This is a genomic window from Clostridium magnum DSM 2767 (assembly GCF_001623875.1).
GTDB classification, from domain to species: Bacteria; Bacillota; Clostridia; order Clostridiales; family Clostridiaceae; genus Clostridium_AM; species Clostridium_AM magnum.
The window spans coordinates 284490-298785 of the sequence record NZ_LWAE01000004.1; the positions used below are offsets into that span (position 1 = coordinate 284490).

13 protein-coding genes are annotated in these 14296 nt (G+C 34.4%); all 13 read right to left on the reverse strand.

The window, feature by feature from the left end; genetic code table 11:
- Positions 1-2: 2 nt before the first annotated feature.
- The 13 genes from cutD to buk all read right to left on the reverse strand — a co-directional run bounded on the left by cutD (position 3) and on the right by buk (position 14279).
- Complete coding sequence (cutD, locus tag CLMAG_RS18105) at positions 3-956, reverse strand: choline TMA-lyase-activating enzyme (protein WP_066625841.1); 954 nt, start codon at positions 954-956, stop codon at positions 3-5.
- A gap of 119 nt (positions 957-1075) precedes the next feature.
- Positions 1076-3616 carry a choline trimethylamine-lyase gene (gene cutC, locus CLMAG_RS18110; RefSeq protein WP_066625847.1) on the reverse strand — a complete coding sequence of 847 codons (2541 nt, stop codon included), beginning with the start codon at positions 3614-3616 and terminating at the stop codon, positions 1076-1078.
- Between the two features lie 48 nt (positions 3617-3664).
- Positions 3665-5134 (reverse strand): aldehyde dehydrogenase family protein, encoded by a 1470-nt coding sequence (locus CLMAG_RS18115; RefSeq protein WP_066625849.1) that lies wholly within the window; start codon positions 5132-5134, stop codon positions 3665-3667.
- A 36-nt stretch (positions 5135-5170) separates the two neighbouring features.
- On the reverse strand, positions 5171-5479 hold the full coding sequence (locus tag CLMAG_RS18120) for a BMC domain-containing protein (RefSeq protein WP_066625851.1): 309 nt from the start codon (positions 5477-5479) through the stop codon (positions 5171-5173).
- A 24-nt stretch (positions 5480-5503) separates the two neighbouring features.
- Positions 5504-5800 (reverse strand): BMC domain-containing protein, encoded by a 297-nt coding sequence (locus tag CLMAG_RS18125; RefSeq protein ID WP_066625854.1) that lies wholly within the window; start codon positions 5798-5800, stop codon positions 5504-5506.
- Between the two features lie 149 nt (positions 5801-5949).
- Positions 5950-6216, reverse strand: a complete 267-nt coding sequence (locus CLMAG_RS18130) for a hypothetical protein (protein ID WP_066625871.1) — start codon at positions 6214-6216, stop codon at positions 5950-5952.
- Complete coding sequence (locus tag CLMAG_RS18135) at positions 6203-7318, reverse strand: hypothetical protein (RefSeq protein WP_066625872.1); 1116 nt, start codon at positions 7316-7318, stop codon at positions 6203-6205. Before CLMAG_RS18135 ends, CLMAG_RS18130 begins: the two co-directional genes overlap by 14 nt.
- Before the next feature lie 39 nt (positions 7319-7357).
- Positions 7358-7621 carry a hypothetical protein gene (locus CLMAG_RS18140; RefSeq protein WP_066625874.1) on the reverse strand — a complete coding sequence of 88 codons (264 nt, stop codon included), beginning with the start codon at positions 7619-7621 and terminating at the stop codon, positions 7358-7360.
- On the reverse strand, positions 7608-8717 hold the full coding sequence (locus tag CLMAG_RS18145) for a hypothetical protein (RefSeq protein WP_066625876.1): 1110 nt from the start codon (positions 8715-8717) through the stop codon (positions 7608-7610). Before CLMAG_RS18145 ends, CLMAG_RS18140 begins: the two co-directional genes overlap by 14 nt.
- Positions 8718-9289: 572 nt before the next feature.
- Positions 9290-10114, reverse strand: a complete 825-nt coding sequence (locus CLMAG_RS18150; RefSeq protein WP_066625879.1) for a MerR family transcriptional regulator — start codon at positions 10112-10114, stop codon at positions 9290-9292.
- Between the two features lie 114 nt (positions 10115-10228).
- Complete coding sequence (locus tag CLMAG_RS18155; RefSeq protein WP_066625883.1) at positions 10229-11371, reverse strand: 1-propanol dehydrogenase PduQ; 1143 nt, start codon at positions 11369-11371, stop codon at positions 10229-10231.
- Between the two features lie 314 nt (positions 11372-11685).
- The gene (locus tag CLMAG_RS18160; RefSeq protein ID WP_066625885.1) at positions 11686-12873 is read right to left on the reverse strand and encodes a pyridoxal phosphate-dependent aminotransferase; all 1188 of its coding nucleotides are present in this window, start codon (positions 12871-12873) and stop codon (positions 11686-11688) included.
- A gap of 335 nt (positions 12874-13208) precedes the next feature.
- Positions 13209-14279: a butyrate kinase gene (buk, locus tag CLMAG_RS18165; RefSeq protein WP_066625888.1), complete on the reverse strand. Its 1071-nt coding sequence runs from the start codon at positions 14277-14279 to the stop codon at positions 13209-13211.
- Between the last annotated feature and the right edge of the window lie 17 nt (positions 14280-14296).

Genomic DNA, 14296 nt, shown 5'->3' on the forward strand with positions numbered 1-14296 from the left:
ATTTAGTGACGAATTACTTTTGCAGATAAATCGTACTGTTTAATCCATTTTTCTATTCTGTTTAAATCCTCATCACTCAAACTTGGATCGTCTTTTATAGGATATTCCATTCCCAATTGCTTATATTTATTTACACCCATTTTATGATATGGAAGTAAATCAATTCCCTTAAAGTTTCTGTAATCTTTATAAGGCTTCAAAAGTTCCATTGCTTTTTCAATATCCTCTTTTTGATCATTTACGCCTTTAAGTAATGGCATACGAATTTTCACATTATATTTACGGCGAAGTAATTCTTTAAGGTTTTCCAAAATCTGTTCGTTTCTAACGCCTGTAAACTGAAAATGTTTATCAGAATCAATATGCTTAATGTCAAATAGGAATAAATCTGTGAACTCTGCGACCTTAAGTACTGATTCCAGTTTTGCGTAACCACAAGTTTCAATTGCAGTGTTTATACCTGCCTGCTTACATACCATTAATAGACTGCTTGCAGCTTCAGGCTGCATTAAAACTTCTCCGCCACCTAATGTAACTCCACCACCAGAAACTTCATAAAAAGTTCTATCTTCTTCTACGATTTCTAAAAGTTCAGAGATGGTTTTTACTTCTCCAACTATTGATATAGCAGATTTAAGGCAGGCACTCTTACACTTACCACATCCAATACAATCAATATCATGGTTGACCTCATGCTTTGAAGTCCCATTAGCTATAGTGTGTATGGAAGCAGGGCAGACAGAAACGCACGCCCCGCAATCAACACATAAATCACTTTTAAACATAACTCTATTCTTTTTAATCATTCCTTCAGGGTTTGCACACCATTTACATCTAAGAGGACAGCCCTGAAAAAATACTAGAGTTCTTACTCCATCTCCATCATACATATTGTATTTTTGTATATTAAAAATCGTCGCTTTTCGTTCGATTATACCTAAAGTTCCATTACTCATACTCTTCATTCTCCAATTTTATTTATCTTGATTTTTAATACATATTTAAATGAAACTCCTTCTCCTTTTAGTCGAATGAGTAAGCGATTCACTGCAAATCAAAGATTTGAGTTCTCTGCTTAGAAGTGCGTAAGCACAGTTCTACTGATGATTTCATCCTGAACATCTTTACATAACTCAACAAAGAATGCACTATATCCAGCAACACGAACTATTAAATCACGATATTGTTCTGGATGCTTTTGTGCCTCAAGTAAAGTATTGTTATCTAAATAGTTAAACTGCATTTCTCCGAGCTGAAGTGCACATGCACTACGTAATAATGTAATGATTCCTTGTTCTCCTTCTGGTGTATCAAGAAGACCAGCTATTAACTTAAAGTTATGAACCATACCTATATTCATATCTTCACAGCTCATCTTAGAAACAGATTTAATTATAGCAGTAGGTCCTTTATAATCTGCTCCTTGAGTTGGACTTATACCATCTGATAAAGGAGTCCATGCTTTACGTCCATTTGCTGCAGCTCCAGTTAACTGTCCAAATGGAGTATTATTTGAGATTGATAAAGTACCATGGCTAAGCACTGAATATAATGTCTTATATTTACGGTGCTCTTGTTCAGTAAAGTTGATTAAATCAGCAGCAATTAAATCTGCGTAATCATCATCATTACCATACTTAGGTGCTTCTAAACAATCTTTTCTCAGTTTTTCATATCCAACGAAATCAGCTTTTAAAGCTTCGTTCATTTCTTCTAATGTATATTTTTTCTCTTCAAATACTAATTTCTTTATAGCTGCCATAGAATCTGTATAAGTAGCAAGACCACTCCATACTACTCCAGGTCCGAAGTTATACATAGCTCCGCCAGCTTCTACTCCTCTAGCATTCTCCATACAGCCTTCATACATCATAGACATAAGTGGTTTTGGTGCAAGATCTCTGTGAACACGTTGAGAAATTACTGTAGCAACACTTGTCCATTTAGTGATGTATTTAATTTGTTCTTTAACAGCTGCTTCAAACTGTTCGTAAGTTTTAAATTTACTTAAGTCCCCCATGTCTGGGCATACTTGCTTACCATACCATAGTGGTACACCATGGTTAAGAACAAGTTCTATACATATAGGCCATTGAGTATATCCTGTAGAAGTCCATTGATATAATCTTCCTGACTTCTGTGGTTCAACGCATCCCATTAAACAGTAATCCCTTGCATCTTCTATAGAAGTACCTTTAGCTAACATCATTTTTATATGAACATCGTCAAAGTGACATGCTGGGAATCCCATACCTGCACGAATAACTTCAACTATTTTCTTAAGGTACTTCTGTGGTGAACCTTTGTGTATACGACATGCTAAAGATGGTTGATATATTTTAACATGACGAACTGCATCCATTAACAGATAAGTTAATTCGTTTGTAGCATCACGTCCTTCTCTAGTAACACCACCTAAACACATATTAACGAATGGCTGATAACCTGCAAAGAACTTAGAACCACCTTCACTTGTTATCCACATCATTTCAGACATTTTTATAAGCATACAACCTGATAGTTCAAATGCTTCAAAATCAGTCATACGTCCAGCTTCAATATCAGCTTTATAGAATGGATACATGTATTGGTCAACACGTCCTATAGACATACCTGTTTGATTTTCTTCAACTACAAGTAAGGATTCTATAGTCCAAACTGCTTGAATTGCTTCCCAATAAGTACTTGGCTTATGAGCTGGAACTCTAGCATTTACTTCAGAAATCTTTTGTAACTCTGCTTTACGTTTAGGGTTAGTTTCCTTTGCAGCAAGTTCTGCTGCATAGTTTGACATACGTTTAGCATATATCATAACGCCTTCAGCAGTATCGATTAATGATTTATAAAAATAGATTTTATCTATATCTCCTGGGTTTTCATAATTAAGCTTAGCTAATTTTTCTTCTGCTTCTCTCTTTATATCAAGCATACCTTTTTTCATTAATATAACGTCATATCCTGGGTTAGAGTCTCCTCCACCATTTACTGCATGATATGAACAATCTGAAACAAAGGACTCTCCTGAAAGTTCCCATACTCCAGCTTCACGATACTGATCCTCGCAGTATTCATCAACGGATTTACCATGCCAATATGGGAATAGCTCCTCACGCATAATTTTCTTATCTTCTTCTGAGATATAGAATGGGTCTTGTGGACGGTTTCCTATTGTGTCAATTTCAGCTTCCATCCATCTCCAAGCTATATCAGGAGAAAACGCTCCTGCACGAGGTTGTCCATTTGGTGCTCCAACAATAAGCTCATTGTCTTGAATTACTAATGGTGCAGTTTCACAGCAGTGTTTAAAACACTTACCACGTAAAACAGATTTAGGAATACCAGGGTTTTCCTTAGCTATTTTAGTAATAGCTCTTGCACGATGAGTTGTTATAGTTGGAACATGCTTTAAGTAAGTTTCCTTTAACTTAACTAAACGCTCTGTTATTCCTTCTGGAATTTGACCATTGCTGTCACCTGCAACAGCTGTGCAAGCTGGTTCTTCTTTTGTTATCTCTTTAGAAACACTCGAAAACATCTTCATTAAACCAGCACGTTCTTCATCAGACATATTTTTAGTAGCTTCCATAAATTTATTTGAAAATTCACGAATATCCAATTTATTACCTCACATTCTTTAAGATATTTCATATTTTAAATATGATTTTTATTTCAAGTCATTTAAAACTTTCTTCAAAATACTTTCTAACAATTTAATGTTATCCATTTCTTTTGAATTTAATTTTCCTTCCTCAATATCTACTGTTTTAATAAGTTCATCTACTCTACGAACTCCATATCCAATCTTACGTATGTATATTAAGTTCATAGGGGAAACGTTATCTGAAGTCATTCCATCGCCTGCAGAACCGCTTCCTAGTGTCATTGATGGAAATAAGTTTGTAGTTGCTCCCATGCTTCCAAAAGTTCCTGGAGTATTAACAAGCACTCTTCCAACAGGTTTTTTTAGTGCAAATTGACGAATAACTTCCTCATCCTTTGAATGTATAACAAGTGTATGCCCTTGTCTCTCACTAAGCAGTAATTCTATACATTTTTCACAAGCATGCATCCAGTCGTCTTCTATATAAAAAGCCAATACAGGACAAAGCTTTTCCCTTGAATAAGGATTTTTTGGAGAAACAAATTTTTGTTTAGAGATGAGAACCTTTGCATCTTCAGGGACACTAAAACCAGCATTCTTAGCTAGGAACTGTGGTGATTTGCCGATTATATCTAAGTTTGTACTTCCTTCCTTATTTAAGAATATGGATGCCAACTTTTCAGCTTCCTCTTCTGTCATAAAGTATGCACCGTTTTTTTGAAGTTCTTCTTTTACTTCAGCTGCAATACAACTATCAACAACAATTGATTGTTCAGCGCTGGATACAACTCCATAATCAAAATTCTTGCTATCAATAATATCTTTAACGGCTTTCTTTATATCTGCTGTACGCTCTATAAAGGCTGGACCGTTTCCATTACCACCATAAATTACTGGTTTGCCAGATTTATAAGCTGCATCAAGCATTTCTGGAACTCCCGTATTCATTATAAGTGAAGCATCTCTATGATTCATAAGCTCTAATGAGCCGCTTGGAGTTACTGTATGTAAATATGCAAGAGCACCTTCTGGAAGTCCTACTCCCTCCGCAGCTCTAATCAAAATATCAATTGTTTTACCAATTGTATTTTTAGCTCTTTGATGAGGTGAAAATATAATTGCGTTTCCTGATTTAATTGCAATTAATGACTTATATATAGTTGTAGAAACAGGACTTGTGGATGGACAAAAGGCTATAACAACACCCATTGGTACTCCAACATCCATTGTGTTTCCCACCTTATCTTCATCAATGATACCTACACATTTCATGCCCTTAAGTCTACTTTTCAGATATCTGCATACAAAGCGGTTTTTGATGTATTTATCTTCCCACTTTCCATATTCAGTTTCTTCATTAGATATCTTGGCAAGTTCCTTTGAATGTTTTTCAACCTCTTCAGCCATACGTTCCACTATCTCATCAAGCTTTTCTTGTGGGAAGGTCGCTAATTTCTTTTGTGCCTCACGAGCATTTTCAACAAGAATTCTCGCTTCTTGCATGGAGAGTAAATCATTATCAATAATATTCATTTTTCTCTCTCCCTTTTTAGAAAAAATTTCACATTTCTATTCTGTTACAAGGTTTGTAATGGAATAACGTTTTATTATTTTTCCAAGATCCTGGTGTGGTCTTGGGATAACTATCGAACTATAAAGGTTTCCACCCTCCATTGCTTTAACTGCTGCAACACCAGCTTCTACCGCTGTTTTGCAAGCCCCAACATCACCTTGAACTAATACAGATATATATCCTGAAGCAACGTTTGCATATCCTATAAGTTCAACATCCGCTGCTTTACACATAGCATCTGCTGCTTCTAAAACAAAAACTAGACCAAAAGTTTCAATTAATCCTAAAGCTTCATATTTTGCCATACGTGTATCATTTCCTTTCTATATTTATGCATCAATATCGTGTACTGAAACAATATCTCCAACTTCTCTAATAGGACGTGGCATAACATTGTGTGCTGTTAATGTTCCTACAGCCGCCGCTGCCTCTGCACCTGCTTCTACAGCAGATTTCACTGCACCTACATCACCTTTTACCATTATAGTTACAAGAGTTGAACCAACATTTTCATATGAAATCAGCTCAACGTTAGCTGCTTTAAGCATTTTATCTGCAGCCTCAAGTGCAGGAATTAATCCTATTGTTTCTACAAGGCCTAAAGCCTCATTTCCATAGTATCTCATTTATATTTCCTCCTTCCTGTTTTGCAATAAATATGTTTAAATTAATTAAACAACTATACTATATGCGTTTGTTTCGTGTAACTTTGTTTCTTACTGTATGCTAATTATAGCTCTTACCCTTTAGGGGAAAGTCAATATATTCTTACAAATTAATCTTTAATATATTTGTTAATTGTAGCGGCACCCTCTTCATGAGCGTGATAGTAAACAACTAGTTCACCATTTTTATCCATCTCAAATCTTGTTTCTTCAATAAGCCCATTTGCTTCTGCTGTCATTAAAGCGTTGATTACAGCCTTCTTTTGTAAAGCTTTAAAGCTTCCATATTCTCCCTTTAATGCTTCTATAACATTATCAGCAGAAGCTTCCTTAACTGTAGTAAAATATTTTAAAATAGCATAATTAAGCGGCTTCATCCATTGCACCTCCCATATCATCTTTTCTCTTAAATAAATCAAGTGGATTCATAGATATTGTAAGAATACCAAACATCATTATTACAGCTCCAATCCAAGCAACTGAAGGTAGTGACCATCCATCCATGCCTCCATACACTCCTAAAAGTAATAGACAGAATAATGGTCCAAAGAATGAATATGTACCATTACATGCAGTACCAAGTCCTGCTCCACACATGCTGTTTCCAGCATACCATGTCATAAATGTAATAACTGATAAAAGACCACTTAATGCAAACCAAATCATTGCAGGACCACTTGTAAATGCTTGCATTGCAAGATTAACAGAAAGACCAACTTTACCAGCCATAATTGAGAAAACTGGGACTAAAATGAATAGATTTGCTATACCTGATGTTACTTGACGAATACAAATACCAATTTCATAATCAATCATTGCAGTACCATATCCAGCTACACAACCTTCAAATCCCCATGCAAGGGCTGCAATAATAGCTATTGAAAAGCCAATCAAAGTTTTTGCTGAAGCAGTACCGGTAAAGCTTGTACTACCAATTAAGAAGCTAGCAAATACGCACACCGCAATACCAAAAGCCATACGTTTATCTAATTTCTGCTTAAATAAAATTTTACCTAATATGGCAGCAATAGCAGGACAAAGAGCTGATATTGGAACAACTATTGAGCCAGCCATTTGAAGAGCTATAACATAAGCTGTACCAGCTACAGGTCCTCCAATAAGAGCTGCTAATATCATAATCCGCCCTGGAGCCGTGTTGATACATCTTACGAAATCTCCAAATTTGCCTTTAACTAATGAATATAAAATCGCCCAAACAGCACTGCATGTGTCGTTTATTGCATTACCAAGCGCTGCAAGTAAGTATGCTACTACAAATGCTGATAACCCTGCTGTATTAGCGCCATACCAGTCACCCCAAACCCCCTTAGTCATACCCATAGTTAAAAATGCTGTATACATTCCATAGGTAAGTCCTGAAAATAAAGCTAGTGATATACCTTTTTTGAAGAAATCACTTGATAATTTCTTCTTTGCAGCTATTGCTTTTGCACTTACTGCTTTTGAAATTTCCTTCATAAAATAAAACTCCTTTCAATCAACCTCTTCTTTTATATATTAATTACTTTTATATATTAAATTTGCAGCATCTTCTTCCTGTGAACGATAGTAAACCTTTACCTCACCACTTTTATCTAATTGGAATCTTGTTTCTTCAATAATGCCAATTGCCTCTGCTGTCGCTAAAGCCGTTATTACAACTTTCTTTTTTAAATCCTTAAAACTGCCATATTCCTCTTTTAAAGCATTTGTAACATCATCAGCACAAGCCTCATTAACTTGTGTAAAATATTTTAATATAGCAAAATTAAGCGACATCATTTTCTGCTATCTCCTTTTTTCTAAATAAGTCTATTGGATTCATAGCTATTATGAGGATACCAAACATCATTAATAAAGCAGCAATCCAAACTATTGTCGGTAAAGTCCAACCTTCCATACCACCTATTACTCCAAGAACTATCCAGCAGCAAAATGGTCCCCAGAAGGAATATGTACCATTACATGCCATACCAAGAGCAGCACCACACATACTGTTGCCGTTGTACCAGCTCATGTAAGAGACGAAAGCACACAGACCACTTAATGCAAACCATATCATTGCAGCCCCACTTGTAAATGCTTGAATAGTTAGGTCAGTTGAGAATTTAATTCCATCACCAAGCAGCAAACCAAATAAAGGTACTAATATTAATAAATTTGAAAGTCCAGATGTGGCTTGGCGGATTGTGATCCCAATTTCCGAGTCAATCATAGATGTACCATATCCAGCTACACAACCTTCAAATCCCCATCCAAGAGCTGCTATAAAAGCAATACAAATTCCAAGGAACATTCCCTTTGGAGCATCGCCACCAATACTAGTACTACCGATCATAAAGCTAGATAAAACACAAATACTAATACCAAGCATCATACGTTTGTTTAATTTTTGCTTAAATAATATTCTTCCTAAAATAGCACCAATAGCAGGGCAAAGAGCCGTAATTGGAATAACTATTGAACCTGCCATTTGTAAGGCTACCACATAGGCTGTACTTGAAATAGGTCCGCCTATAAGAGCCGCAAATATCATTACAGTGCCTGGCTTAGTTTTAAGACATCTAAGAAAATCTCCAAGTTTGCCTTTGAAAGTTGCATAAATAATTGCCCAAACTGCACTACAGGTGTCGTTTACGGCACTACCAAGAGCACCTAGTACGTATGTTATAACAATTGCTGATAAACCTGCTGCATTAACACCATACCAATCGCCCCATACTCCTTTCGTCATTCCCAATGTTAAAAACGCTGAGTAGAACCCGTACATAAGACCTGAAAAAAGAGCGATTGAAATACCTTTTTTTAAAAAATTACCTTTTAACTTATTTTTTGCACCAATCGTTTCTGAGGTTATAGTCCTTGAAACTTCCTCCATAAAATAGAACCCCTTTCACTTATACATTAATGGCTTTTTTTTAATGTGTTCTTAAATGTAACTTCATAATAGGATTGTTTTGAGATTGTTATAATTTGGGGTATTTAATTATTAAATTATTAAACAACTTTTCATTTATATCTTTTAGTTATTTTTCTTTCAACTAGATTATATCCCTTTCCCTATGGGGTAAGGTCAATATATATTTCACAAGAACATTCGAATAAAATCTAAATTTCTACATTTACTACTGTATTTAGCGCTATTTCGCAAGTTGATTAATCGATTTCAGTTCCTTTATAAGGTATTTATGTGAATTTTTTAAGCAACAATATTAGTATTTTTTTCACAATGAGCATTATATTTTTTTAGAATACTTTCCCCTAGGGTTAATGTTTTCAGTATAATAAGATATATTTCACACCCAAGACTCGTTAAAAAATATTTATGATATTAGGAATCGCATAGGATTCAAAGCTAGAAAGTTGACTTATATGCAGGAATAAGCTCCATAAAAAAACATAAGCGGTAAATAATCATCATTTAAGATAATTATTTACCGCTTATGTCTCTTATCTTTTAATTTTAATCATAACTTCTGTTACAAATCTATCAGTATTTTTAGTAGTCCAATAATCTGTCACATATCTTTCATAGCATTCTTCCGAGCATATATAACCATGTTGTCTAGTCCAATCTTCTATCTTTTTATATGTTTTATCAACGCTGTCATGAGCCCCTATATGATAACAAGAAGCTGCCATCCAACCACCATATTCAATGGTTTCTTCTTCTTTACACTTTAAAACAGTCTGCTGCATTATTTTCATCTTATTGCATTTTCCATTCATTTTGTCCTTATAAGATGGGAAATTTATAATTACAGGACCAGTTATTGCATTATTTATATTATCTATATAATTATTAAACTCTATGTTAATTATAGAATCCATGTAATCATATTGGAAATCTTGATTTAAAAATATCAATCTTCTGTTATCTATATATTTTATAGCCACATCACAAACATTATTTTCAAGCACCATCTGTGCCTCAACTATGAGATCGCGCCAATCCTTCACTGATCTTATTTTTAAATTTATCTCTCTATCAAGTTCTTCTAATTCATCAATCTTTTTTCTAAAGCTTTTATCAACGAAATCATAGGTCGTCCCTTCTAAAAAAGCCTTCATTTCCTCTAATTTGAACCCACTCTGTTTATAATACCTTATAACAGGCACAGACAATAAATTTTTCTTACTGTAATATCTATAGCCATTTTCATTACATACTTTATCAGGGGATAGTATGTTCATTCTGTCATAATATCTTAGTGCTTTCTTTGTTATTTTGCATATTTCTTCAACTTTCCCTATTGAATATAAGTCACCAGTCATGACTACTCTCCTTTTTTAGTTATATTTTTAATTATATTATATTTTAAACGTTTTCTCAGCTCTTTTTATATCACAAAAAACCACTCACTAATGAGTGGTTTAAAACACAATATTTTATCCCAAAACTCTATCTAAAATATTCAATAAGTCTTCACTTGTTGCTTCTCTAGGGTTCGCCATTGTACATATATCCTTATAAGCTGCACTAACAATTTCTTCTCTATATGCCTTAGCTAACTCCATATCAGCACCTTGTTCCTTTAATGTTGTTGGAATCGTCAATGTCTTTTGAAGGTCTATAACACTTCTAATTAGATTGTTAACGCCAATATTTACATTTGGTGCATGTAACTTTAGTAGTTTGGCAAGTCTTTGATATTTCTTAGCCGCTACTCCATATTCAACATTAAAAGCGCCTTTATTTAAATTAGCATTATATTCAATTACATAAGGAAGTATAATCGCATTACTTCTACCATGAGAAATGTGTAATTTGCCACCTACAGCGTGGGCTAAGCTATGAGTAATTCCAAGTCCGGCTGCGTTAAAGGCTATACCAGCAAGACAGGATGCATTGTGAAGTTTTTCTCTTGCTACTAAATCATTTCCATCAGCATAAGCCTGTGGTAAAAATCTAAAAGCTAAAGTAAAAGCTTTTTCTGCAAGAGCATCTGAAAAATCAGTAGCATTCTTTGAAACATAAGCCTCCATAGCATGTGTTATTACATCCATTCCTGTATCAGCAGTTATAGCTTTAGGAACAGATTTCACCAATTCTGGGTCAAGAATAGCAACTGTCGGAAGAAGAGATTTATCTGCAAGAGCATATTTTAATTCTTCTTGTTTATTTGTAATTACCGCATATTCTGTCACTTCTGAGCCTGTACCACTTGTAGTAGGTATAGCATAGAACTCTTCTATAGAAGAAACTCCTCCAGTAACTTTTTTCGAATATTCTTTTATTGCCTTGGCTCCATCAATTGATGAACCTCCACCAAGAGCTATCATAATTTCAGCATTACAACCTTGTAACTTTTGAATACCACTGGCAATAACTTCTACAGATGGATCAGGTACAATATCACTATATATAGCTACTTCACAATCAACAAGCTTTTCTTTCACTTTTGCAGCCATACCTGAGGTTTCCATAAATTTATCGCATACAATTAGCACCCTTTTATTTTTAATTTCACTTAGTCTGTCTAAAGATCCTTCTCCAAAATAAATTTTTGTGTTAATACTAAATTCTTTCATATACATAATCTCCTATTTAAAAAAATATTTAAGATATGAATGAATTAGTTGCTCTTTAACTCAAAAATCAAATTATCCCAAAATTATAACAATCAAAGCAAGTTTATTATAAACTTTACTTAATGTATTATATCAATATTAAATTAATAATACAATCCTTTTCAATAGGATAAATAATTAAAAATTTAGTTAGCGAACGGCTGAAGAGGTATAAGGTTAGTATAGAATTATAATAAAAATAAAGCATGTGGTTCTATAATGTATAATTATGAACTACATGCTTTCCTTATACTATGAAATATAAACAGATACTTTTAGCGATATAAATCTCTTAATTTTTGAAATGCATCAAAGGATCTTTTTATCATTTCTGGATCCACACAATAGGAAATTCTCACATATCCTGGACATCCAAAATCATCTGCTGGTACAACTAAAAGATTAAATTTCTTTGCATTTTCAGAAAAGTTAACAGCACTTTCTTCTAGGGATTTTACAAACAAGTAAAATGCTCCATCTGGTCTGACACACTGATAACCCATTTTACTAAGTCCATCGTATAACATTTTTCTATTTGTATCGTATAATGCTACATCTGATGTTTTTCCCATACACTTCAAAACTATCTTTTGAAACATACTTGGTGCACATACATATCCAAGAGAACGTCCTGCTCCGCATATTGCTGTATAGATATTCTTAGCATTTTCCACACAATCAGGAACCAGGATATAACCTATTCTTTCTCCCGGAAGTGAAAGTGATTTACTATATGAGTAACATATAATTGTATTCTCATAATAAGCTGGAACATATGGTATCTGTATATTATCATAAACTATCTCTCTGTAAGGTTCATCTGATATAAGATATAAAGGCTTATTATATTCTTTAGATTTTCTTTTTAATAACTCTCCTAAAGATTTTAATGTTGCCTCTGAATAAACAACGCCAGATGGATTATTAGGAGAATTTACTATGATCCCTTTTGTGTGAAAAGTAATAGATTTTTCTAGTAAATCCATCTGAATTTGAAAATCTTTTGTATCTGCTGGCACTACTACAACCTTTGCACCTGCATTTTTTATAAAAACTTGGTATTCGGGAAAATAAGGCGCAATAATAATAAATTCATCTTGAGGGCTTGCAGTAAGAGCCTTAAGTGTAATACATAATGAGGCTGCCGCACCACATGTCATGTAAAAATTATCTGCTTTAAGCTGACAATCATATGTATTGTTCATATAATCAGCAAGTCCTTTTCTTACTTCAAAATCTCCCTGTGCAGAAGTATAACCGTGAATTTCATCTGATTTTGATGTTTCCAGCAATTCTATCATGGCTTCTTTTACACACTCTGGTGCTGGAACCGTTGGATTTCCAATACTGAAATCAAATACATTTTCTTTTCCAACAATTGCAGCCTGCTGCTTTCCATACTCAAATAACTCTCTAATTACGGAGCGTTTTGATCCTAATTCGTACATTTCTTTTGATATCATTGCCTTTTCACTCCTTTTAAACGATATTATAACTAGCCTCTTGCGGGGTGCGCATGGGTTGTTTGGCCTAGCTTTTTAGCCGCTAGGCCTTATATATTTCATTACTATACAAAACAGTAAATGCTATCACCCAGATGGAGTTTCAACTCCACCTGATTCTTAGTTGAACGAATCCAGGGATGTAGCCGCTCGCAACGTACAGTTAAGCAGAGAACCAAAATCTATGATTTTGTGTGAATCGCTTACTCCTCCGACGTTAGGAAGAGGAGTTTCATATAAAGATGGGAGTATTAGAGCGGGTAGTCATCGGATAAATTTAACGTACTACACAAACTTTAGTCACCTTCATATTCCCTAGCATTTTCTTCCCCCTTTAGCACCCTAAGTGTACCTAATGCTAAAGCTTCCATTTCATTCTCTCCAGGCATAATTTCAACAGGTGATATAAATTCGACACGATCCTTTATCAAAGTTGTCATCATTTTAGAATATGCTATACCACCAGTGATAATAATGGCATCTACCTTTCCCTTTACTACTGTTGCAAGCTCACCTATTCCCTTGGCAATCTGATAGGCCATAGCCTCATAAACTAGCTTTGCTTTTTCATCTCCGCTTTCAATCATCTTTTCAACTTCTCTAGCATCAACTGTATTAAGGTATGCTTTTAATCCACCATTTCCTCTTAACTTTTTCTTCATAGTATCCCTATTAAATTTTCCTGAATAGCAAGCATCTATAAGATCTCTGCAAGGAACACGACCTGCCCTTTCTGGTGAGAAAGGTCCCTCATCATCTGATATTATATCTACTATTTGTCCTTTTTCATGAATGCTTAGCGATATTCCTCCACCTAAATGGGCAACAATAAAATTCATATCTGTATATTTTTTATTATACTTTTTAGCAACTTTCATTGCTGTTGCTCTGGAATTTAAAACATGACTACTACTTGTCCTTGGTATATCCGGCATACCTGATATACGAGCTATATCTGATAACTCATCTACTCTTACAGAATCATAGATATATGCTGGTATGTTAAACTCAGCTGCTATTTCATGGGCTATTAGTGCTCCTAGATTTGAAGCATGCTCCATAATAGGGTTATTTTTTAACCTATTTATCATTTTATCATTAACTATATAAGCTCCTGATTTGACTTTTGGAACCATTCCACCCCTTCCTACAACAGCTGCTAGTTCATTAACATTATAACCATTTTCTTCTAAAAATGAAAGTATTACTTCTTTTCTCATATTAAATTGTTCTGCAACGTTATTATATTTTTCAAGCTCTTCAGCAGGGTGGCTTAGAGTTTTACAAAATACTTCTAGCTCGTTTTCATAGATAGCTATTTTAGTTGACGTAGAGCCTGGATTAATGGACAATATTTTATAACTCACTTTAATTCCTCCTATTT

Bases quoted from the DNA above. Each gene is read 5' to 3' on its own strand.
- CLMAG_RS18135 (WP_066625872.1), bottom strand. From the start codon at position 7,318: ATGAAGGAAATTTCAAAAGCAGTAAGTGCAAAAGCAATAGCTGCAAAG.
- CLMAG_RS18140 (WP_066625874.1), bottom strand. From the start codon at position 7,621: ATGATGTCGCTTAATTTTGCTATATTAAAATATTTTACACAAGTTAAT.
- CLMAG_RS18145 (WP_066625876.1), bottom strand. From the start codon at position 8,717: ATGGAGGAAGTTTCAAGGACTATAACCTCAGAAACGATTGGTGCAAAA.
- CLMAG_RS18160 (WP_066625885.1), bottom strand. From the start codon at position 12,873: ATGATATCAAAAGAAATGTACGAATTAGGATCAAAACGCTCCGTAATT.
- CLMAG_RS18150 (WP_066625879.1), bottom strand. From the start codon at position 10,114: ATGACTGGTGACTTATATTCAATAGGGAAAGTTGAAGAAATATGCAAA.
- CLMAG_RS18130 (WP_066625871.1), bottom strand. From the start codon at position 6,216: ATGAAGCCGCTTAATTATGCTATTTTAAAATATTTTACTACAGTTAAG.
- CLMAG_RS18125 (WP_066625854.1), bottom strand. From the start codon at position 5,800: ATGAGATACTATGGAAATGAGGCTTTAGGCCTTGTAGAAACAATAGGA.
- CLMAG_RS18155 (WP_066625883.1), bottom strand. From the start codon at position 11,371: ATGAAAGAATTTAGTATTAACACAAAAATTTATTTTGGAGAAGGATCT.
- CLMAG_RS18115 (WP_066625849.1), bottom strand. From the start codon at position 5,134: ATGAATATTATTGATAATGATTTACTCTCCATGCAAGAAGCGAGAATT.
- cutD (WP_066625841.1), bottom strand. From the start codon at position 956: ATGAGTAATGGAACTTTAGGTATAATCGAACGAAAAGCGACGATTTTT.
- CLMAG_RS18120 (WP_066625851.1), bottom strand. From the start codon at position 5,479: ATGGCAAAATATGAAGCTTTAGGATTAATTGAAACTTTTGGTCTAGTT.